Origin of the sequence: Streptomyces sp. NPDC051104 (assembly GCF_040682835.1) — a bacterium.
Classification (GTDB): Bacteria; Actinomycetota; Actinomycetes; order Streptomycetales; family Streptomycetaceae; genus Streptomyces; species Streptomyces cynarae.
This window is the reverse complement of record NZ_JBFBBS010000036.1, coordinates 34,501-55,516: the sequence shown is the minus strand read 5'-3', so window position 1 is coordinate 55,516 and position 21,016 is coordinate 34,501. Positions and strand designations below refer to the sequence as shown.

The window sequence follows — 21,016 nt, the reverse complement described above, 5'->3', positions numbered from 1 at the left end:
CTGCGCGCCGGGTGACCGGAGTTGCCTACCGGGACGGACAGGGCGATGGGCAGGGCGATGCCAACTGCAGTGCGCACTCAGGGGACATCGCGGCATTTCATCCGGTCTGTCCGTGTGCATCGTCGCGGGACACGGGCCAGGCGTCGCCCCAATCCGCGTCGCGGGCGGCCCTGTAGAGGGGGCCGTGGCGCTTGGTGACCGTGTCGCGGTGCAGGGACTCGTCCGGGCCGCACAGGTCGAGGAGCACCTGGCCCTTGCGGATCTGGGGACGCCGGACCACTCGGGAGGCGGCGGGGCGCACCGGGAAACGGGCCGCGGCGACATAGCTGAACTTCTCGTCCTCGTACGCCAGCGAGCCGCCCTTGACCTGGCGGTGCAGTGAGGAACGGCTGACCCGGGTCGAGAAGTGGCACCAGTCCTCGCCGGGGACGATGGGGCAGGCGGCGCTGTGCGGGCAGGGGGCGGCAACGTGGAAGCCGGCGCGGATCAGGCGGTCGCGCGCCTCGATCACGCGGGCGTAGCCGTCGGGGGTGCCGGGTTCGACGATCACGACGGCCTGGGCGGCGGTGGCCGCGGCGTCGACGACGGCGGCGCGGTCGGCTTCGGTCAGCTCCCCGAGGACGTACGAGACCGTGACGAGATCAGTGCTCTCTATGCTGAGCGCCGATCCGATGCGAGAGCGGCGCCACTCGGCGGCCTTGAGCGCGGGATGGGCGGCGGCGATCTCCCGGCCGAGCGCCAGCGCGGGCTCGGCCCAGTCGAGCACGGTGACCGGACGCTCCCCGCCCCAGGTGGCGCTCACGGCCCAGGTCGCGGCACCGGTCCCGCCGCCGACGTCCACGTGGCTCGCGGGCACCCAGCCGGGGGCGGCGTCCGCGAAGGCGCCGAGCGCCGCGGACACCGCCTCGAAGGTCGCGGGCATGCGGTAGGCGGCGTAGGCGACGACGTCGGAGCGGTCCCGCAGCACGGGCGCGTCGGTCGGGGTCCGCCCCCGGTAGTTCGCGATCAGCCGGTCCACGGCCTGCGCGGCCTGCCGGGACGGAAGCCCGTCGAGCAGCCGGGAGAGGGCGGCACGGAGGGCATCGGCTGGGGAGTCGGGGGCGTTCACGTGCCGATTCTAGGGCGGTGAGCGGTGCTCACTTCTGAGAGCGCTGATCCCGACGCCGGGCCGTGTGCCGGCACGGACGAGGCGAGGCCCGGCTCGATGGAAGGGGCGGATCAGAATATCCTGGCTTGCAGGAGAGCGATGGTGATCAAGATGGCCCACCAACGCAAAGCCCCCGGCTCACGCCTTCGTGACGCCACCCGGCTCGCACTGGCCGGTGTCCTGGCGACCATCCTGTCGCTGGGCGCAGGTCCCGCCCGCGCCTCCGCGGACCACGTTTCGACGCTCGACGCGGCGACCCATCGGATGACCGTCACGGATCACGGCCGGACGGTGATGACCTTCACCGTGAGCTTCGGAAAGCCCGGCTTCCGTACGCCGTCCGGGACCTACCATGTGCTGGGCAAGGACGCGGTCACCAAGATGACCTCGTGCAGCGCGAAGATCACGTGCGATCCGCGCAGTCCCAACTACTACGCCCTCACGGTCCACTGGGCGGTGCGCCTGACCAGCGGCGGTGTGTTCGTCCATGCGGCACCCTGGAACCATGCCATCGGCCGGGCCGACATCTCCCACGGCTGCATCCACCTGAGCACGGCGGACGCCCACCGCTTCTACGACTTCAGCCGGATCGGCGACACGGTGATCGTCAAGAACACCGGCGGCCACGCGGGCAGCCCGAGCGGCCCGTAGATCAACACAGAGCTGCCACAGGAGACGGAGCCGGCCGACACCGGCGCTCACCTGCGAGAGCACCCCTCTCTCCCGAGAGCGCCGCTCACCCCCGCACCGCCCGAGCCAGCCGATCCCCCGCCCGCGCCCGGGGCCCGTTGTCCGGCCCCCGGCGGCGCGGATGCACGGTGTTCGCCAGCAGGACCAGGAACGTGTCCGTCGCCGGGTCCAGCACCAGTGACGTGCCCGTGAAGCCGGTGTGGCCCGCCGCACCCTGGCCCGCCAGCTCCCCCATGAACCACGGCTGGTCCACCGCGAAGCCCAGCCCCGGCGGGGTCAGCATCAGTTCGACGAAGTCGGGACCCAGGATGCGCGCCGTCCCGTACGAGCCGCCGGCCAGCAGTGTGCGGCAGAAGACCGCCAGGTCCCGCCCCGTCGAGAAGAGGCCCGCGTGCCCGGCCACCCCGCCGAGCGCCCACGCGTTCTCGTCGTGGACACGGCCCCGCACCATCCCCCGGTCCGCCTTGGCCCACGGCCGCCGCTGGTCCTCCGTCGCCGCCGCGTGAGGGCACGGGCCGAAGCCCGTCGCGGCCATGCCCAGCGGCCGGGTGATCCCGTCGCGGAAGAGCACGTCGAGGCTCCTGCCGGTGACGCGCTCCAGGACGTACTGCAGGAGCAGCGGGTTCAGGTCCGAGTAGCAGTACGACGTGCCGGGCTCGCCCACCGGCGCCTCCGCCCGCAGCAGCGCGAGCCGCTCCGCGCGTGACGCGCAGTCGTACAGCGGGAGTTCGGGCCGCAGCCCGGAGGTGTGGGTGAGCAACTGCCGTACGGTGATCCCCGCGTGCGCCACCGCCCGGAACTCCGGAAGACAAGCCCCGACGCGCGCGTCGATGCCGAGCGTGCCCCGCTCCAGCTGCTGCACCGCGGCGACCGCCGTGAACAGCTTGGTCAGCGAGGCCAGGTCGAAGGGCGTGTCCACGGTCATCGGCACCCGCTCCTGCGGCGGCAGCTCCACACCCCGGTCGGCCTGCGCGTCGTAGGCGGCGTAGCGGACCGCCCAGCCCACCGCCGCCTCCACGGCGATCACCGGTCCGCGCCCGGCGACCACCACGGCACCGGCCGCCCAGGGGCGCTCCCCCTCGACGGCGGCGTGGACCTCGCGTACGAGAAGACGCAGTCGCTCCGCGTCGAGTCCGGCCCTCTCCGGGGTGTCGACGCGCAGTCTCGGTGCGCTCAGCTCTCCTCCCCCAAGCTCTCGGCTGCGCTCGAGCGGGGGGTACCCCCGCCCTCCGCGCCCGCGCGTGCGGTCCAGGGACGGCACAGTGCCACGAAGCAGGCGACCGCCACCAGTGCGGCCGCCAGTTGGACGACGGCCATCGGGACGGCGGTGTCCTCGCCGGCGACCCCGACGAGCGGCGAGGCGACCGCGCCGATGAGGAACGAGGTGGTGCCGAGGAGCGCGGACGCGGAACCGGCGTGGTGGCGGGTGCGCATCAGGGCGAGCGCCTGCGTGTTGGGCAGGGTGATGCCCATCGCGGACATCAGCACGAAAAGGGCGGCGGCGACCGGTGCGAGGCCGACCTCGCCGAGGGCGCCCGTCGCCATCAGCAGCAGCGCGGTCGCGGCGAGGGTGACGACCGTGAGGCCGACCGCCAGGACCTTGTCGAGGCTGACCCGGCCGACCAGGATCTTGCCGTTGACCTGCCCGGCGACGACCAGGCCGACCGAGTTGAGGCCGAACAGCAGGCTGAAGGTCTGGGGGGAGGCGCCGTAGATCTCCTGGATCACGAACGGGGACGCGGAGACGTACGCGAACAGCGCCGCGAAGGCGAAACCGCCCGCGAGGGTATAGCCGGTGAAGACGCGGTCGGCGAGCAGGGCCCGCATGGAGCGCAGGGCGGCGCCCACTCCCCCGCCGTGCCTCCCCCAAGCTCTCGGCTCCGCTCGAGCAGGGGGGACCCCCATGGCCGGCTCGAGCGTCTCGGGCAGCCGCACCCACACGAGCGCGGTGAGCGCGATCCCGACGAGCGTGAGGACCACGAACACGCCCCGCCAGTCCGTGACGCGCAGGATCTGGCCGCCGATCAGCGGCGCGACGATCGGCGCCACCCCGGAGATCAGCATGAGCGTGGAGAAGAACCGGGCCATGGCGACGCCGTCGTACAGGTCGCGGACGACGGCCCGGGCGATCACGATCCCGGCCGCGCCCGCGAGCCCCTGCACCAGGCGGAACGCGACCAGGGCCTCCACCGAGGGGGCGAGGGCGCACAGCGCGGTGGCGAGGACGTAGACGACGAGGCCCGTGAGCAGCGGGCGACGGCGTCCCCACTTGTCGCTCATCGGGCCGACCAGCAGTTGGCCGAGCGCCATGCCGGCGAGACAGCCGGTGAGGGTGAGCTGCACGGTCGCGGCGGGCGCGTGCAGGGACCTGGTGACCTCCGGCAGGGACGGGAGGTACATGTCGATGGCGAGCGGGGGCGTGGCGGTGAGGGCGCCGAGGAGAAAGGTGACCAGCAGGCCGGTACGGCGCTGGACGGCACCCCGGATGTGCGGTGTGGCGCTGGAAGGCGCCGTCTCCGGCTGGGTTATGTGGCTTTCCGGCTGCTTCCCGTCGTGCGTGGTACGGCCACGCTCGAGCATGTGCTCCTCCTCGTCATACGGTCCGCCCCTCATGTTCTCAGCTCCCACCGGTGGGACGGGATGGTGTACCGAGGGGCGGACACCCCTACGCTGCGGGCCCATGACGAACAGGGAGACGAGGATCGCCGTGGTGACCGGCGCCGGGTCGGGGATCGGGCGCGCGGTCGCCGTGGAGTTGCTGGGCGCGGGCTGGTCGGTGGCGCTCGCGGGGCGGCGCGTGGAGACGCTCGAGGAGACGGCCGCGCTCGTGCCCGGGGGCGACACGCTCCCCGTAGGGACCGACGTGTCGCGGCCGGAGGAGGTCGAGGCCCTGTTCGCTGCCGTGCGTGACCGGTTCGGGCGGCTCGACCTGCTGTTCAACAACGCGGGCACGTTCGGCCCCGGTGGTGTCCCGGTCGAGGAGCTGTCGTACGACGCCTGGCGGCATGTCGTGGACACCAATCTCAACGGGGCGTTCCTGTGCGCACAGGCGGCGTACCGGCAGATGAAGGAGCAGGATCCGCAGGGCGGCCGGATCATCAACAACGGCTCCGTCTCCGCGCACACGCCCCGCCCGCACTCGGTGGCCTACACGGCGACCAAGCACGCCCTGACCGGACTGACCAAGTCGCTGTCCCTGGACGGGCGTCCGTACCGGATCGCGGTGGGACAGATCGACATCGGCAACGCGGCGACCGACATGACCGCCCGCATGCGGCGCGGAGTCCTCCAGGCGAACGGGGAGGTGGCCGTCGAGCCCGTGATGGACGTGGCGGATGTGGCGCGCACCGTGCGGCACATGGCGGAGCTGCCGTTGGAGGCGAACGTGCAGTTCGCGACGGTGCTGGCGACGACGATGCCGTACGTGGGCCGCGGCTGACGGGTCCGGCGTCCGGGAGGGCATTTTGTCGACAACTCAACTTCCACAAGCGGAATTGAAGACTCCGCACTATCTGGGCCTGTGACTGGCCTACGCTGGGCACATCTACACCAGAGCTTCACACTTGGAGCACTGGGATTCCATAGGCCACACCGAGGGGGGTGGCAGCCGTTCCGTGGTCCGGCAGGGGGACCTCGCGCGGGACCGCGAGGTACGCGCCGGACCGCGGAACGGCTGCCCAGGCTCCGCCCCGGATCAACGCCGGTGGCGGCCGTCCTCCGCGGCTCTGCGCCGTCCGCGCCCGCGCAGCGCGTAGACGCCGCCGGCCAGCAGCGCCGCCACTCCCCCGGCCCCGCCGATCAGCCCCCACGAAGAGCCACCGTGCCCCGCGGCGCCCGCCCCGTGAGCCGACGCCTGCCGCCCCGGCGCGGGCGTCCCCCTCGCCCCGCCCTCGCTGAGCGGCTCCGCCAGGGCGCCCACGGGCTCGACCTTCCCGGCGTGCGCGAAGCCCCAGTCGAGCAGGGAGGCGGTTTCCTGGTAGACCCCGTTGCCACCGGACTCCGGGTGCATGACGGTCACGATGAGGGTGCGCCCGCCGCGCGTGGCGGCGCCGGTGAAGGTGTTGCCCGCGTTGCTGGTGTACCCGTTCTTGACGCCGATGAGGCCCTTGTAGGTGCCAAGACCCCAGGCACCGGTCAGCAGGCGGTCGGTGTTCTGGATCTGGAAGGTCTTCTTCCCGCCCGCCGGGAAGTTCGCGACGCGGGTCGAGCAGTAACCGCGGAAGTCGCCGTTCCTCAGGCCGTGGCGGGCGAACAGGGTCAGGTCGTACGCGGAGGAGAGCTGGCCGGGGTGGTCGAAGCCGTCGGGACTCACCACATGGGTGTCGAGGGCCTGCATGTCCTCGGCCTGGGCCTGCATCTCGGCGACGGTCTTCGCGATCCCGCCGTTCATATGACTGAGGACATGGACCGCGTCGTTGCCGGAGCGCAGGAAGACACCGAGCCACAACTGCTCGACGGTGTACGTGATTCCGGGCTTGATGCCGACGAGGCTGGACCCGGCGGGGATGTCCGCGAGGTCGGCGTCGGTCACCGTGTGGGCCTGGTTCCGCTCGAACTTCCTCAGCACGGTGTCCGCGAACAGCATCTTCAGCGTGGAGGCGGGGGCGAGCCGCCGGTGCGCGTCGCACGCGGCGAGCACCTCACCGCTGTCGTGGTCGGCGACGAGCCAGGCACGGGCGGTGAGCTTCTCCGGCAGCGGCGTGTCCCCCTGCACCTGGACGCCGGCCAGGCCCAGCCGTTCGCCACCGATGGCCGGGGCCCCGGACGCGGAGGCGGGCGCGGGCGCGGCCAGGGCCAGTGGTGCGGCGGCGGCGAGCCCGAGCACGGCGCGCCGGGACAGCCGCGCGTCACACGGGGAAAGCGAAGAGGAAAAACGCACCCCGGGACCGTACAAAGCGAATCCCCGGCGACACGCACCGGGGCGTTAAAGGCACGGCAAAGTCCGGGTCATGACCGGGGAACACCCGTGGTGCAGAACACACCACTCACCAGGAGTTTCCCGGCAGCACACCGTCAACGGCCGAAGAATTCGCTGTCTTGCGACATCCGGTCCCGGGCGTCTTTCCAAGCCCTCACGCATTTCTTACTCAGGACCGGTCCCTCGGCCTGACGGCGGCGAGCCTGGCGGTCACGGGACCGGGCCGGCTCTCCCTGGACGCACTGTCCGGTCACGCCTTCAACCGCGACTGGATGCTCCCGGCGGCGTTCGCGGCGACGGCGGCGGGGACGGCGCTGGTGGTCGGGATACGGGCCAAGCGGCTGCGGCAGAAGTCGGAGGGGGAGCAGGAGGCGCTCTTCGAGGAGTGACCGTTTCCATGGCAGTCTGCGGGGATGACCGAACAGGTGACGTCCGCGGACCTCTTGGAGTCGGACTTGAAATCGGACCTCTGGGAGTCGATCGACCGGCTGCACGCGTGGCTCGACGCGAACCGTGCGCACGACGGCGCCGACGAACTGCTGCTGCGCGTGCTGAAGCTGTCGGAGGAGGTCGGCGAGGTCGCGCAGGCGGTGATCGGCGCGACGGGCCAGAACCCGCGCAAGGGCACGTCGCACAACTGGGAGGACGTGCAGGCGGAACTGTGCGACGTGGTGATCACCGCGCTGGTGGCGCTGCGCACCCTGACGCCTGAGGCGCGCGAGGTGTTCACGGCGCACCTGGAGGGGGTCGGGGCACGCTCGCCGGGCTCCTCGTCCTGAGTTGCTCAACGAGCACCCGAACACCCAAAGGACTGAAGGTGTGTCAGGAATGACACGGCCTCGTACTGTATCCGCGTGACCACCCCGGCCCTGCGCCCCCAGTCCCTGCTGCTCAGCTTCCTCGGTGACGAGGTGCTGGGCCGGGGGGTGTGCGTGTACACGGGGAGCGTCATCGAGGTGTTCCGGCGCGCCGGGGTCGGCGAACAGGCCACCCGGTCCACCCTCACCCGCATGGTCTCCCGCGGCCTGCTGTCCCGCCGCCGCGAGGGCCGCCGCACGTACGTCGGCCTCACCGACCGCTCGGAGGCGATCCTGCGCGACGGGGAGCGGCGCATCTGGAAGACGGGCGCCGTCAACCGGGACTGGGACGGCACCTGGACCCTCCTCGGCTTCTCGCTCCCGGAGTCCTGGCAGCGCCAGCGGCACGATCTGCGGTCGCAGCTGACCTGGGCGGGCTTCGGGGCGCTGTTCAGCGGGCTGTGGATCGCGCCGGGCGAGGTCGATGTCTCCGGGATCGTGGCCGAGCTCGGGCTCGCGGCGCATGTGAAGGTCTTCCGGGCCCGGGCGGACACCGGCACGGACATCGCCGGAATGATCGACGAGACCTGGGACCTGGAGGAACTGGTCGCCCGCTACCGGGAGTTCGAGGCGGACTGGCGGCCGTTCGCGTCAGGCGGCGCGGACATCACCGCGGAGGACGCCCTCGCGCTGCGGCTGCGGCTCACCTCCGAGTGGCTGCAGGTGATCCGCAGCGACCCCCGGCTGCCCGTACGGCACCTGCCGGCCGACTGGCCCGCGGTCGGCGCGGAGGAGACGTTCCGGGCGGTCCACGGCCTGCTGGACGCGCCGGCCAGGGACGCGGCGCGGCGGCTGATCGAGACGATTCCGGCGGAGTAGCGGCCCTTCGGGCTCGTGACCCCGGCCGCGGCGTCACGAAATGATGTTGTGCACTCCATTGACGCCCGCAAGAAATCGGCCCTACATTCCCTGACGTTCAGTGCACTGAGCAATCGAGCAATCGAGCAATCGAAGACTCGAGCAATCGCACGGTCCCTGCCCCCGAGCCGCCAGACAGGAGCCGACGCATGCGCGCCGCCCGCACTCGTCCCCGTACCCGACTCCGCATCGCCCTCGTCGCCCTGGCCACGGTGGCGTCCGCGGCCCTGACCACGCTCCCCGCACCGGCCGCCCAGGCGGACTCGGGGGCCGCCCACCTCACCGGCACCCTCACCGACGGCGCCACCTGGATCGCGGACGTCCCCGCCCGCTGGAACGGCACCCTGCTCCTGTTCAGCCACGGCTTCGGCCCCACCGTCGCCCAGGACGCCCCCTCCGACGCCGTACGCACCGAGCTGCTCGCCGGGGGCTATGCGATGGCCGGGTCGTCGTACGACCCCCATGGCTCGATGTGGGCCCTGGACAGCGCCGAACACGACCAGTTCGCCACGCTCGACGCCGTCACCACGAAGATCGGCACACCACGGCGCACCCTGTCCGTCGGCCAGTCCATGGGCGGGCTCGTCAACGCGCAGATCGCCCGTGACGGCGCCGACCGCATCGACGGCGCGCTCGGACTGTGCGGCCTGGTCGCGGGCGGTACCGACCTGGACAACTACCAGCTCGACGCCGAGTACACGATCGCCCGGCTGCTCCTGCCCCGGCAGGACGTCGGCCTGGTCCGCTTCGGGTCAGCCGCCGACGCGGCCACCACCGCCAAGAAGCTCACCGACGCCGTCACCGCCGCCCAGGTCACCCCACAGGGCCGCGCCCGGATCGCACTGGCCGCGGCCTTCCTGAACCTGCCCGCGTGGGCGCCCGGCGAGACGGCCCCCGCGCCGACCGACTGGGCGGGGCAGGAGAAGCAGCAGTACGCGTGGTTCGCGCAAGGCATCCTCTCCTTCGTCGAGGGCGGCCGGTACGCGATCGAGCAGTCCGCCGGCGGCAACAACTCCTGGAACAAGGGCGTCGACTACTCCCGCCTGCTCGCCGGCTCCGTGCACGCCCCGCAGGTCCGGGCGCTGTACCAGGCGGCGGGCCTGGACCTGCGCGCCGACCTGACGTCCCTGACTGCCGGCGCCGCGATCACCGCCGACCCCGCCGCCGTACGCACCGCGCAGCACACCTCCTCTGCCGGTCAGGGCCTCGGCGTGCCGCTGCTGGACGTGCACACCGTCGCCGACAACCTGGTCCCGGTCGAACAGGAGCGGCAGTTCGGCGACCGGGTGCGCGCAGCCGGTGACGGGGCACTGCTGCGGCAGGCCTACGTCGAGCGGCAAGGCCACTGCGCGTTCACCACCGCCGAGACGGTGGCCGCCCTGCGCGCACTGGAACACCGCGTCACCACCGGCCACTGGGACGACGCGGCGACGCCGGGCGCGCTCCAGCGGTCGGCGACCGGGCTGGGGCTGGACGGGGCGGCGTACGTCCCGTACCGGCCGGCACGCCTGACGGTCGGCCGGGACCGCCCCTCAAACCCCACGCAGCCCTGACGTACGGCACCCGCCGCTCAGCCCTCGCGCCCCCGCACCACACCCACCACTGACGTTGGGACCCGCTCATGTCCGACACCTCCGCTCCTCCGACCTCCGCATCGGCTCCCCCGCGTGCGTCGCTCCCGATCGGCACGCTCGTCGCCGGCTGTCTCGCCGTCTGCCTGGCCCAGATCGGCCTCGCCATGCCGGCCACGCTCAACGGCCTGTTCCAGGAACACCTCCACCCCGTCGGCTCCCAGCTGACCTGGATCTCGGACGCGTTCCTGCTGCCCGTCGCCGTCCTCGAACTGTCCTTCGGCGTCCTCGGCGACCTCTTCGGCCGCAAACGGCTGCTGGTCGGCGGCGCCGCGCTGCTGTGCTCGGGCGAGATCGTCGCCGCGAGCGCCTCCGGCATCCACCAGCTGTGGGTGGGACAGGCACTGGCCGGTCTGGGCGCCGCCGCGCTCTTCCCGACCTCGCTCGCCATGATCGCGGCCGGCACACACACCGGCCCCCAGCGGGCCCGCGCCATCGCCGTATGGGCCTCCAGCCTGTCCGCGGGCGGCTTCCTCGCCCCGCTGCTCGGCGGCATCACGGGGACGTACGGCTCGTGGCGCTCGGCGTTCGTGGTGGTCGCGGCACTGGCCGCGATCAGCGCGCTGGTGAGCCTGTGGCTGGCCACGGACTCCCGCGCACCGGAGGGCCGTTCACTCGACGTCGGCGGCCAGATCACCATCGGCGTCGGCCTGTTCGCGCTGCTGTACGCGGTCATCCAGGGGCCGACGGACGGCTGGGGTTCGACCCCGGTGGTCGTGGCGTTCGTGATCGCGGCGGTGTTCATCGGCCTGTTCGTCTACGCCGAGAGCCGCGCCCGGTCGCCTTTGCTGCGCCTGGACCTGTTCCGCAACCGCTCCTTCGCGATCGCCTCGGTCGTCGCGGTCGTGGGCATGTTCAGCTTCCTGGGCACGGCGTACGCGGCGAGCATCCGGCTCGGCCCGATCCAGCACCAGAGCCCGATGCGAACGGCCTTCGCGTTCCTGCTGCTCAACGCCATCACGCCGGTCCTCACCCCGCTGACCTCGCGGCTGCTGCACCGGCTGCCTGCCCGGGCGCTGCTCACCGCCGGCCTGGCGCTGATCGCGGCGGGCGACTTCCTGGCGGCGGGGCTGGACGTCGCCGACGAGAACCTGACCTCCCTGATCCTGCCGCTGGGGCTGGTCGGCATCGGCTTCGCCTTCACGGTGTCGTCGATCACCGCGACCGCCGTCAACACCGTCCCGGTGCCGCTCGCGGGCATGGCGAGCGCGGCCACCAACCTGCTGCGCGACTTCGGCTTCACGCTGGGCCCGGCCGTCATCGGCGCGGTGGCGCTGAGCCAGGCCGCGACCCGGGTGACCTCCTCGCTGGCGACCTCGTCCTCGCTGAACGCGGAGTCGAAGGCGGCGGCGCACGAGGTACTGAAGGAGGGCGGCCCGCTCGCCCTCAACTCGGTACCCCCGGCCTCCCCGCCGGGCGCGGCCCGCTCCTACGCCTTGGACGCGCTCGGCCACGGCTACTCGATCGGATTCGTGGTGTGCGGTGCGGCCGCCCTGTTCTCGGCACTGCTGGTGGTGACGGCACTGCGGGTGCGTACGGCGGAGGAGAGCGCGGCGGAGCCGGAGGGGGACGGGAAGGAGCGTGCGGTGCTCGCCACGGGGTGAGGTGGACGACGACGCACCTTGCCGCGGGCCCCGGGGCTGCTTGGCGCCGCGGGGCTCGCGCTGTCGGCGGAGCGACGCGGCGAAAGCCGATTGACTGCGTCCCAAGCGGGCACATGATGGACATGGTCGGCGACACGGACGACGACAGGTCGATGCGTCGGCAGGGTTCGAGCGGCCACCGGACGGTGCCGCACACCGCCGATGTACGGATCGAGGCGTGGGGAGTGAGCCGGGAGAGCTGCCTGGCGGAGGCGGCGACCGGCCTCGTGGACTGCTTCGCGGACCTGTCCACGGCACGTCCCACCGCCGTGGAGCGCGTAAGACTCGCCGAGAACGACGACGACGATCTGCTGGCCGCGCTCTTGGAGGAGGTCGTCTACCGGCTGGAGGTCCACGGCCAGGTGCCGGTGGACGTGGAGGCCGAGTCCGACGACGAGGGGCTCGAGGTGCGGCTGACGGTCACCGGACTGTCGGACGTGGAGATCACCGGCGCCGTACCGAAGGGCGTTTCGTGGCACGGCCTGCACATGGGCCCGGACCCGTACGGCTGGTCGTGCACGGCGATCGTGGACGTGTGAGCAGCCGTCGACCTGTGGGTTCACGGGCTGGGATCAGCCCTTGACCACACCGAGCGGCACCAGGCGGGCGACGACGCGGCACAGCCCGGCACTCTCGCTCGCCGCCACGACCTCACCGACGTCCTTGTACGCCTCCGGGGCTTCCTCGGTCAGGCCGCGCCAGGAGAGCGGACGCGCGGCGATGCCGTCCCGCTCCAGCCTTGCCCGCAGCTCCCTGCCTGTGATCGAGTGGGCGGCCTGGTGACGGCTCATCCGGCGCCCCGCACCGTGGCAGGTGGAGAAGAAGGCACCTCCCCCGGCCACCCCTGCCAGGACGTACGAGGCCGTGCCCATGGTCCCGGGAATCAACACGGGCTGCCCCTGCTCCCGCAGGTTCTCGGGAAGCTCGGGATGCCCGGGCGGAAACGCCCGAGTGGCGCCCTTGCGGTGCACGCACAGCCGACGCAGCCGCCCGGCCACGTCATGGGTCTCGAGCTTGGCGAGGTTGTGCGACACGTCGTACACCAGGGACAGCCGGACGTTCGCGGCGCGACGGAAGACCCGACGGGCGGCTTCGGTGAGCAGCTGGCGGTTGGCGCGTCCGTAGTTCGCGGCGGCGGCCATCGCCCCGAGGTACGCCTGCCCCTCCGGTGAGGTGACCGGGGTGCAGGCCAGCTGCCGATCGGGCACGGCGATGCCGTACCGGGCCATGGCCCGATCCATTGCCCGCACATGGTCGGTACAGATCTGGTGACCCAGCCCGCGCGACCCGCAGTGGATCATCACGGTCACCTGACCACACGCGATCCCGAAGGCGTCGGCGGCCGCCTGGTCGTACACCTCGGCGACCTGCTGCACCTCAAGGAAGTGGTTGGCCGACCCCAGGCTGCCCACCTGCCCGAGCCCACGCTCCCGGGCCCGCCCGCCCACCTGCCGGACATCGGCGTCACCCACCGCTCCACGGTCCTCACACCGGGCAAGATCCCGTTCCTCGCCATGCCCCTGCTCCACGGCATAACGGGCTCCACCCTCCAGGACGCGCTCCAGCTCCCCGAGCCCACTCGGCCGCCACACGCCACCGGGTCCCGCGCCACGAGGGATGGCCCGGTCAAGCCCGTCCATGACCGCGTCCAGGGCGGGTCGGAGCACGTCACGATCACAGTCCGCGGCCAGCAACCGCACCCCACAGGAGATGTCGAACCCCACCCCTCCCGGCGACACCACCCCGCCCTCGTCGATGTCGGTCGCCGCGACACCTCCGATGGGAAAGCCATAGCCCCAGTGGATGTCGGGCATGGCGTACGAGGCATCGACGATGCCGGGCAGCGTGGCCACGTTGACGACCTGCCCCAGCGCCTGCTGCGCGTCGCTGAGCAGGGCCCGGGAGGCGAAGACGACGCCCGGGACGCGCATGTCACCGTGTCGTTCGATGCGGAAGCGGTGGGGCGCTTCTTCGAGGAGTTCCATGGTGGTCTCCGGCGAGGTGGGAGTACGGAGGCCCGTTTCTCACACTGCCGGGTACCCTCGCGCGGCCGGGTGCCGCCGGCCGCTACGTCCTCGGACAGGCGGATGGAGGGCCGAAAAACGAGGGTCACCCGGTCCAGCTTGGGGGGCTGAGGGGCGACATGGCACGCAGGTGGGCAATGAACGCCTCGTGATCACGGCCGTTGCGGAAGGGGTCGGTGAAGCCTGCCGGCGCGGTGTAGCCGTCGGCTCCGATCAGGATGTAGCCGAGTCCGGCGACGCGGTAGGTCGGTCGGACCGGTCTTCCCGGAGCTGAGGATCGGCGTATCGCTGTCGACGCTGATCACGTCGGTGCCCGCCTGTGCTTGAGCGTCGCTCGCACGGCCCGGCACCGCTTCCGCATGCGGCTCTCCCCCGTAGAGGGGCATGCCTTTTTCATGCTTCGGGCACCGGGGATTCACAATGGTTCGGTGATCATGCACTGCCGCCCGGCTCCTGCCCCGGCGGGCCATTGTGGAACGATGGGGTTCCTGCCACATGAACGCAAGCACAACCTGCACAGCGGATCGTGTGTCTCACACTGAGACGCATGCCCGGCCTTTCCCCTGGTCGTGCCCAGGAACAGGCTGAGATCCCGAAAGCCATACGAGAGGTGGCCGTGTCGCTAGTTACCCCGCAGTCAGGCGTCGAATCGGATGACGTGCCCGACATCAGTGTCGTGGTGATCGTCTACAACGATGCCCAGCGCCTGCCTACCGCCGTGCGGTCGGCTCTCGACCAGACGCTGGGGAACGTGGAGGTTGTCATTGCCGACGACTGCTCCACCGACGACTCCTACGAGGTCGCGTGCTCGCTTGCCGCCGCTCATCCCGGCCGTGTCCGGGCCATCCGGCTGGAGGAGAACAGCGGCGGCTGCGGTGAGCCCCGCAACCGAGGCATCGCCGTCGCCCGCGGGCGCTACGTGATGTTCCTCGACAGCGACGACACTCTGGATCCCAACGCCTGCCGCAACATGCTGGAGGCCGCCGACCGCACCGACGCCGACCTGGTCTCCGGCCTGTGCGTCCGCGTCCACACCGACAGCCGGCACGACAAGCGCGTCCCCTGGTACCCGTGGCTGTACCGGGAGACCCGCACCCTTGAGTCGGTGGCGGAGCTGCCGGATCTGATGGTTTTCGACACCCTTTCGACCAACAAGTGCTACCGGCGCTCCTTCCTTCTCGAGGGCGGCCTGGCTTTCCCCCGCGGCATCCACTACGAGGACCTGCTGTTCTCCGCGCAGGCCTACCTGGCGGCGCGGCGCATCACGCTGATCCCGCAGACCATCTATCACTGGAACGTCGTAGAGAAGACGCAGGCGAAGTCGATCAGCAACCGGCGTCACGAGATAAACAACTTCGCCGACCGGGTCGAGATCCACCGCCGGATCGACGCGATCCTGGACCGGCTCGGACACGACGAGCTGAAACTGCGCAAGGACATCAAGTTCCTCAAGCACGACCTGGTGCTGTACCTGCGCGACCTGCCGTTCCTCGACGACGACTACCGCCACCGCTTCGCCGAGCTGGCGCGCGGCTACGTCCAGGACTTCCCGCAGGCGGCCTACGACGAGTTGGACCGGGTCCACGCCATCTGCGCCTACCTGCTGCTGCGGGAGGACTGGCCCAACCTCATGCCGGCGATCGACACGCTGATCAACCGGAACAAGATCTCCACCCCGCTCGTCGTGCGCGACGGCCGGGTCTACTGGTGCGACGAGCACCTCGACGATCCGCAGGGCCGGGCCGTGATGGACGTCACCTCGCTGGGTCTGCACGCCAAGCCGCTGGACGCCATGGTCCTGCGCAATCTGCTGACCGGATACGAAGTACACGGCGGCGACGTCACACTGTCGGGCGGCATCGTCAACCCGTTGCACACCATCGCCCCCGAGGCACGGCTCACCGCCCAGCTGGAGTTCCGGGCCCGTCGCCGCAGCCTCCAGACCTTCCACTTCCCCGTGCAGGACGTACGGCACGAGGATGACGTCATCACCTGGCGCGCGGACGTCCCGCTGGAGCGCCGGCTGCGCCCGCTGGGCATCGTGGACGAGGTCTGGGACGTCCGGCTGCACCTCACCGTGGACGGCACGCGCACGACCAGCCGACTCACCGTCGGCACCGTCGGCCTGGAGAACGCCGGCCTGGTACCGGTCCGTCCGCGGCTGACCCGCTTCACGGCCGACCGCATGCAGGCGCACGCCTCCGCCAAGGGCCACCTCGCCCTGAAGCTCACCCAGGAGAGCAAGGCCGCCCGCGACGGACGTGCCCTGGTCGACCGCCACATGCACGGCCGACCCGCCCGCGCCGCGAAGGGCGCCTACCGCTCCCTGCGGGCCGTGCACCGCGATCTCAACTCCGGCGAGCGCAAGATTCAGGTCTACCGCCGGATGCTGCGCCTCCTGCCGGTCCGCAAGGGCACGGTCGTCTTCGAGAGCCACCTGGGCCGGCAGTACAGCGACAGCCCGCGCGCGATCTACGAGGAGCTGCGCCGGCGCGGCGCACCCATCACGCCGATCTGGTCGCACGCCGGTGAGAAGCCCAAGGGCTTCCCCGACGACGTCCAGCTGGTGCGCCGGTGGTCGTGGCCGTATCTCAGGGCGCTCGCCCAGGCGGAGTTCTGGATCGACAACCAGGGCTTCCCGCTGCGGCTGCCCAAGCGACCGGAGACGACGTACATCCAGACCTGGCACGGCTCGGCACTGAAGCGGATGGGCTTCGACGAGCCCTCCCTGCGCGTGACGTCCGAGCAGGAACAGCGCGTCTACCAGGAGGCGCTGAACCGCTTCGACCACTTCGTGGTGCGCGGCGAGCATGACGTGCGCACCCTGGCCCGCGCCTACCGCATCCCGGACGAGAAGCTGCTGCGCACCGGCTACCCGCGCAACGACGCCCTGGTGCGGGCGGCTCAGACCCCGGAGACCCGGGATCCCGCCGTACGAGAGCTGGCCCAGCGGCTCGGCATCGCACCGGGCAAGCGGGTGGTCCTGTACGCGCCCACGTTCCGCGCCAACCGGGAAGGCCGCCTACGGGAGTTCGAGTTCCCGTTCGACGTGGAGCGCTTCGCCGACCGCTTCGGCGAGGACTGCGTCCTGCTGGTGCGGGCCCACTACCTGAACCGGCTCGCCCTGCCACCATCGGTGGCCGGACGGGTGATCGACGTCACCGACGAGCCGGACGTCACCCCGCTGATGCTGCTCGCCGACGCGCTGATCACCGACTACTCGTCCGTCATGTTCGACTACGCTCTGCTGCAACGCCCGATTCTCTTCTATGCCTACGACTGGGACGAGTACGCGGGCGACGTCCGCGGCACGTACTTCAACCTGCTCGACGAGGCACCGGGTCCGGTGGCCCGAACCGAGGAGGAGCTGTTCACGGCCGTGGCAGAGCTGGACGAGGCCGCGTCCCGGTACGGGGCGCAGCTGAAGGAATTCGTGGACAAGTACGGTGAGTACGACCGAGGCGACGCGGCGGCACAGATCGTGGACCGCTTCTTCGGTGACGCGAGGGAGGCCCGATGACCCGGCGTGACATCTTCTTCGTCGGCAACGAGGTCAACGAGCTCGGCGGCGTGGGCCGGTGGCAGATACAGATGGCCCGCCTGCTGGCCGAGCGCGGCCACCGGGTGACGGTCGTCGGCATAGCGCCGCCGCACGCGCCCATGGAGTTGAACGACCCGCCGTTCGAGACGGCGACCCTGTACGCCCGCCGACCGCCGGGCCGCCCCAAGCCGCGGCTCAAGCTCGGTCGGCTGGATCCGGCCGTCCGCCGCGCCGAGGGACACATGCAGGCGGCCACCGACAAGCTCACCCGGATGTTCCGGGCCGCCGGGCCGGGCGCGGTGATCATCGTCACCCAGGTGTGGGCGATGGAGTGGGTGGCCCTCGCCGACACCGCCGGGCACACCGTCATCGGCATGAGCCACGAGGCCTTCGAGACGTCCAAGAAGTCCTCCCGGTTCGAGCGGGTCAAGACGTACTACAAGGACGTCGACCGGCTGCTGGTGCTCACCCAGGAAGACGCCGACCGCTGGGCCGTCGAGGGCATGAACAACGTGGGATTCATGCCGAACCCGCTGCCGCTGGCCCCGACGGAGGAGACGTCCGAGCGCACCGAGAAGGTGGTCCTGAGCGTCGGCCGGCTCTCCCACGAGAAGGGCGTCGACATGCTGCTCGACGCCTGGGCCGAGGCCTCGCGACAACAGCCGGGGTGGGTGCTGCGCCTGTACGGCAGCGGCGACCAGGAGGCCGCCCTGAAGCAGCGGTGCGCCGAGCTCGGCCTGGACGACTCGGTGGACTTCGCCGGACAGACCGACGACGTGCCCGCGGCGCTCAGGCAGGCCTCGGTGTTCGCGCTCTCCTCCCGCGGTGAGGGCTTCCCGCTCGCCCTGCTCGAGGCGATGGCCTTCGGCCTGCCGTGTGCCGCGTTCGACTGCGCGCCCGGCGTCCACGAGATCATCACCGACGGCGAGGACGGACTGCTGGCCCGGCCCGGCAACACCACCGAACTCGCCGAGCGGTTGGTGCGGTTGATGTCCGACGAGGAGCTGCGGGAGACGATGGGCGAAAAGGCCCGCCGATCCGTGCAGCGCTACTCCCCCGAGCACATCACCGACCGCTGGGAAGAGCTCTTCGCCTTCCTGGAGAGGTAGGCCTGCTGGGCCGCCTCAGGCCGCGCCGTCACGCGGCGAGCCCCTGAAACACGGAAAGGGGCCTCCGACAGGGTCGGAGGCCCCTTTCCCGAACAAAGAGCCGCAGAAGCGGCAGACGAGTCGGGCTGTACGCCGGGTTCTGTCCCGAAAGGCCCTCGCGAGCCTCTCGGTGACGGCCATCCATCTAGGACCGGCGTTGCCGCCGGCCTCGTGCGGTCTACCCGCGGACTCGGGCGGGCCGCCCTCGATCGTCCGCGCAGGAGCACCTTCCCTAGTCGAAGGCGCTCCCTTTTGACCTTGCTCCGGGTGGGGTTTACCTAGCTGCCCAGGTCACCCTGGGCACTGGTGGTCTCTTACACCACCGTTTCACCCTTACCCAACGCCTGAGCGCCGGGCGGTTTGCTTTCTGTGGCACTGTCCCGCGGGTCACCCCGGGTGGCCGTTAGCCACCACCCTGCCCTGTGGAGCCCGGACGTTCCTCGGGGAGCTCCCCGTCAGGGGGACTCCACGCGGCCGTCCGCCCGGCTCGTCTGCCGTGTGGACCATGGTACCGGGCGTGGCGCCCGCTTCGGTGCCGTGGCCACGGCCGGGCCCGCCGTCGCCAGCACCGAGCCTGCAAGGATCAACGCGAAGGCGACCATGATGCCTGCCGTCAGGGGCTCGTCCAGCAGGGCCGCGCCCGCCGCGACCGCGACCGCCGGGTTGACGTACGTGATCACCGTCGCACGGGTCGGGCCCGCCTCCTTGATCAGTTCCAGGAAGGCGACGAAGGCCACAGCCGTGCAGAGCACTCCCAGGCCGGCCATGGCGGCCAGGACCTGGGCGGAGGGGACGGTGGTCGGCCAGGTGGCCGCGGCCGCGGGGGCGTAGACCAGCGTCGCCAGCGTCAGGCAGGGGGCGATGAGCTGGAGCGTGGGGACGTCCTTGAGGTGGCGGGCGGCTATCAGTGGTGCGGTTGCGGAGCCGAGGACCGTCAGCAGCACCTCCGCCAGGGAGCGGGCGTCTCCGCCGGTCGGGTGGGGGGCCGTGAGGACGCCGACGCCGGCCAGGCCCAGCGCCAGGCCCGTCAGCCGTCGTATGCCCAGGCGCTCCGTGTCACCGAAGAGCCGGGCCGCGACCACGCCCACTATCGGGACGCCCGCGATCAGCAGGCCCGCCGTGGAGCTGGACAGGTGCCGTTCGGCGTCGGTGAGCGTCAGCCACGGGCCGATGATCTCGATGCACGCGAAGGCCAGCATGGGGCGCCAGTGGGTCCGTACGGCCCGCGGGAGGTTCCCTTGGCGTATCGCGAACGGGAGCAGGAGCGCGGCGCCCAGTGCGCAGCGCGTGAACACCACCATGGTGGGGGACACGGCGTCCACCGCCACCTTGATCATCAGATAGGGGACGCCCCAGATCACTCCCATCAGGAAGAACAGGAACCAGCCGCGTGCAGTCATGCGGCGAGTTTCGGGCCCCTCACCGCGCCGTGTCTTGAACGCTGTTGGTGACCCTGGAACTGAAACACGCCCGTCACCCACGTCTCACTGCTGGGGCGGCGCAGGGACGTCCACCCGATCCGGTTCCACGCCCAGAAGCCGGATCGGCTGGTGGCGGCGCTCCGCCGACAGCACCCCGCACCGCGTGACCCCGCACCCCCTGACCCTGTGATCCCGTAACCCTGCAACCCCGTAACCTGGCGCAGGCCGCCACCACCCGGTTCAAGGAGAAGACCTGTGCTCGTCCTGTTGCCGCCCTCCGAAGGCAAGGCGCCCTCCGGACGCGGTGCCCCGCTGAAGCTGGAGTCGCTGTCCCTGCCGGGGCTGACCGCCGCGCGGGAGGCCGTGCTGGCCGAACTGGTCGAACTGTGCTCGGGGGACGAGGAGAAGGCGAGCGAGGTGCTCGGACTCAGTGAGGGGCTGCGCGGGGAGGTCGCGAAGAACGCCGGGCTGCGGACCGCGGGGGCGCGGCCCGCCGGAGAGATCTACACCGGCGTGCTCTACGACGCCCTGGACCTGGCCTCCCTGGACAGCGCGGCCAAGCGGCGCGCGGCCAGGTCGTTGCTCGTCTTCTCCGGGCTGTGGGGCGCCGTCCGCGTCACGGACCGCATCCCCTCGTACCGCTGCTCGATGGGCGTGAAGCTGCCCGGGCTCGGGGCGCTCGGCGCGTACTGGCGCACGCCGATGGCCTCCGTCCTGCCCGAGGCGGCCGGCGGCGGTCTGGCGCTGGACCTGCGGTCCTCCGCGTACGCGGCCGCGTGGAAGCCGAAGGGCGAGGTCGCCGGGCGTACGGCGACCGTGCGGGTGCTGCACTCCCAGGTCGTGGACGGGGTGGAGAAGCGGTCGGTCGTGAGCCACTTCAACAAGGCGACCAAGGGGCGGATCGTCCGCGCCCTGCTGACGGCCGGGGTCGCGCCGAAGGATCCGGCGGAGCTGGTCGAGGCGCTGCGGGACCTGGGGTACGTGGTGGAGGCCGAGGCGCCGGGGCGTGCGGGGAAGCCGTGGTCGTTGGATGTGGTGGTGACCGAGGTCCACTGATCGGCCACCCGCTGATGGCGTGGTGTTGTACCCGTAGCGCTTGCCGCCGCGTTGCAGCATGTGCAATGACCTTTGCGCATGT

The 21,016-nt window shown here is 71.4% G+C and carries 15 protein-coding genes, 1 other RNA gene and 2 pseudogenes; 11 read left to right on the top strand and 7 right to left on the bottom strand.

Annotated elements, in window-relative coordinates; genetic code table 11:
- Window positions 1-97 precede the first annotated feature (97 nt).
- Window positions 98-1,108 carry a small ribosomal subunit Rsm22 family protein gene (locus AB0N14_RS32085; RefSeq protein WP_366029204.1) on the bottom strand — a complete coding sequence of 337 codons (1,011 nt, stop codon included), beginning with the start codon at window positions 1,106-1,108 and terminating at the stop codon, window positions 98-100.
- Window positions 1,109-1,246: 138 nt separating this feature from the next.
- On the opposite strand from AB0N14_RS32085, the gene AB0N14_RS32080 reads away from it, so the two are divergent.
- Window positions 1,247-1,798: a L,D-transpeptidase gene (locus AB0N14_RS32080; protein WP_366029203.1), complete on the top strand. Its 552-nt coding sequence runs from the start codon at window positions 1,247-1,249 to the stop codon at window positions 1,796-1,798.
- A gap of 85 nt (window positions 1,799-1,883) precedes the next feature.
- Here AB0N14_RS32080 and AB0N14_RS32075 read toward each other — a convergent pair whose 3' ends face one another.
- Together AB0N14_RS32075 and AB0N14_RS32070 are read right to left on the bottom strand one after the other, a co-directional pair.
- Entirely contained in the window at window positions 1,884-2,999 is a 1,116-nt protein-coding gene (locus AB0N14_RS32075; RefSeq protein ID WP_366029216.1) for a serine hydrolase domain-containing protein, read from the bottom strand.
- 11 nt (window positions 3,000-3,010) lie between these two features.
- On the bottom strand, window positions 3,011-4,417 hold the full coding sequence (locus AB0N14_RS32070; protein ID WP_366029202.1) for a multidrug effflux MFS transporter: 1,407 nt from the start codon (window positions 4,415-4,417) through the stop codon (window positions 3,011-3,013).
- Window positions 4,418-4,517: 100 nt separating this feature from the next.
- Between AB0N14_RS32070 and AB0N14_RS32065 the strand changes: the two genes are divergently transcribed.
- Complete coding sequence (locus AB0N14_RS32065; RefSeq protein ID WP_366029201.1) at window positions 4,518-5,276, top strand: SDR family oxidoreductase; 759 nt, start codon at window positions 4,518-4,520, stop codon at window positions 5,274-5,276.
- A gap of 255 nt (window positions 5,277-5,531) precedes the next feature.
- On the opposite strand, the gene AB0N14_RS32060 is transcribed toward AB0N14_RS32065, so the two are convergent.
- A complete protein-coding gene (locus AB0N14_RS32060; protein ID WP_366029200.1) occupies window positions 5,532-6,716 on the bottom strand; it encodes a D-alanyl-D-alanine carboxypeptidase in 1,185 nt (394 codons plus the stop codon).
- A 218-nt stretch (window positions 6,717-6,934) separates the two neighbouring features.
- On the opposite strand from AB0N14_RS32060, the pseudogene AB0N14_RS32055 reads away from it, so the two are divergent.
- The 6 genes and pseudogenes from AB0N14_RS32055 to AB0N14_RS32030 all read left to right on the top strand — a co-directional run.
- Window positions 6,935-7,144, top strand: a pseudogene (locus AB0N14_RS32055) (RpiR family transcriptional regulator); the annotation flags it as partial.
- A gap of 24 nt (window positions 7,145-7,168) precedes the next feature.
- On the top strand, window positions 7,169-7,534 hold the full coding sequence (locus AB0N14_RS32050; protein ID WP_366029199.1) for a MazG-like family protein: 366 nt from the start codon (window positions 7,169-7,171) through the stop codon (window positions 7,532-7,534).
- A 69-nt stretch (window positions 7,535-7,603) separates the two neighbouring features.
- Entirely contained in the window at window positions 7,604-8,431 is an 828-nt protein-coding gene (locus AB0N14_RS32045; protein WP_366029215.1) for a PaaX family transcriptional regulator C-terminal domain-containing protein, read from the top strand.
- 188 nt (window positions 8,432-8,619) lie between these two features.
- Window positions 8,620-10,023 (top strand): alpha/beta hydrolase, encoded by a 1,404-nt coding sequence (locus tag AB0N14_RS32040; RefSeq protein WP_366029198.1) that lies wholly within the window; start codon window positions 8,620-8,622, stop codon window positions 10,021-10,023.
- A gap of 68 nt (window positions 10,024-10,091) precedes the next feature.
- Window positions 10,092-11,705, top strand: coding sequence for an MFS transporter (locus AB0N14_RS32035; RefSeq protein WP_366029197.1), 1,614 nt, complete (start codon window positions 10,092-10,094; stop codon window positions 11,703-11,705).
- Between the two features lie 122 nt (window positions 11,706-11,827).
- Window positions 11,828-12,283 (top strand): archease, encoded by a 456-nt coding sequence (locus AB0N14_RS32030; RefSeq protein WP_366029214.1) that lies wholly within the window; start codon window positions 11,828-11,830, stop codon window positions 12,281-12,283.
- Between the two features lie 33 nt (window positions 12,284-12,316).
- Here AB0N14_RS32030 and AB0N14_RS32025 read toward each other — a convergent pair whose 3' ends face one another.
- The gene (locus tag AB0N14_RS32025) at window positions 12,317-13,729 is read right to left on the bottom strand and encodes an RtcB family protein (protein ID WP_366029196.1); all 1,413 of its coding nucleotides are present in this window, start codon (window positions 13,727-13,729) and stop codon (window positions 12,317-12,319) included.
- A gap of 697 nt (window positions 13,730-14,426) precedes the next feature.
- On the opposite strand from AB0N14_RS32025, the gene AB0N14_RS32020 reads away from it, so the two are divergent.
- A complete protein-coding gene (locus AB0N14_RS32020) occupies window positions 14,427-17,288 on the top strand; it encodes a bifunctional glycosyltransferase family 2 protein/CDP-glycerol:glycerophosphate glycerophosphotransferase (RefSeq protein ID WP_366029195.1) in 2,862 nt (953 codons plus the stop codon).
- Complete coding sequence (locus AB0N14_RS32015) at window positions 17,285-18,418, top strand: glycosyltransferase family 4 protein (RefSeq protein ID WP_366029194.1); 1,134 nt, start codon at window positions 17,285-17,287, stop codon at window positions 18,416-18,418. Before AB0N14_RS32020 ends, AB0N14_RS32015 begins: the two co-directional genes overlap by 4 nt.
- 112 nt (window positions 18,419-18,530) lie before the next feature.
- Here the strand turns inward: AB0N14_RS32015 and rnpB are convergent.
- Window positions 18,531-18,947: RNase P RNA component class A (rnpB, locus tag AB0N14_RS32010), an RNA gene on the bottom strand.
- Between the two features lie 130 nt (window positions 18,948-19,077).
- Window positions 19,078-19,794: pseudogene (locus tag AB0N14_RS32005) on the bottom strand (DMT family transporter); the annotation flags it as partial.
- A gap of 339 nt (window positions 19,795-20,133) precedes the next feature.
- Here AB0N14_RS32005 and yaaA point away from each other — a divergent pair.
- Window positions 20,134-20,934: a peroxide stress protein YaaA gene (yaaA, locus tag AB0N14_RS32000; RefSeq protein ID WP_366029193.1), complete on the top strand. Its 801-nt coding sequence runs from the start codon at window positions 20,134-20,136 to the stop codon at window positions 20,932-20,934.
- Window positions 20,935-21,016: the final 82 nt, after the last annotated feature.

Coding starts and splice junctions, on each gene's coding strand:
- AB0N14_RS32040 (WP_366029198.1), top strand. CDS start 8,620: ATGCGCGCCGCCCGCACTCGTCCCCGTACCCGACTCCGCATCGCCCTC.
- AB0N14_RS32065 (WP_366029201.1), top strand. CDS start 4,518: ATGACGAACAGGGAGACGAGGATCGCCGTGGTGACCGGCGCCGGGTCG.
- AB0N14_RS32070 (WP_366029202.1), bottom strand. CDS start 4,417: ATGCTCGAGCGTGGCCGTACCACGCACGACGGGAAGCAGCCGGAAAGC.
- AB0N14_RS32080 (WP_366029203.1), top strand. CDS start 1,247: ATGGTGATCAAGATGGCCCACCAACGCAAAGCCCCCGGCTCACGCCTT.
- AB0N14_RS32035 (WP_366029197.1), top strand. CDS start 10,092: ATGTCCGACACCTCCGCTCCTCCGACCTCCGCATCGGCTCCCCCGCGT.
- AB0N14_RS32050 (WP_366029199.1), top strand. CDS start 7,169: ATGACCGAACAGGTGACGTCCGCGGACCTCTTGGAGTCGGACTTGAAA.
- AB0N14_RS32025 (WP_366029196.1), bottom strand. CDS start 13,729: ATGGAACTCCTCGAAGAAGCGCCCCACCGCTTCCGCATCGAACGACAC.
- AB0N14_RS32030 (WP_366029214.1), top strand. CDS start 11,828: ATGGTCGGCGACACGGACGACGACAGGTCGATGCGTCGGCAGGGTTCG.
- AB0N14_RS32015 (WP_366029194.1), top strand. CDS start 17,285: ATGACCCGGCGTGACATCTTCTTCGTCGGCAACGAGGTCAACGAGCTC.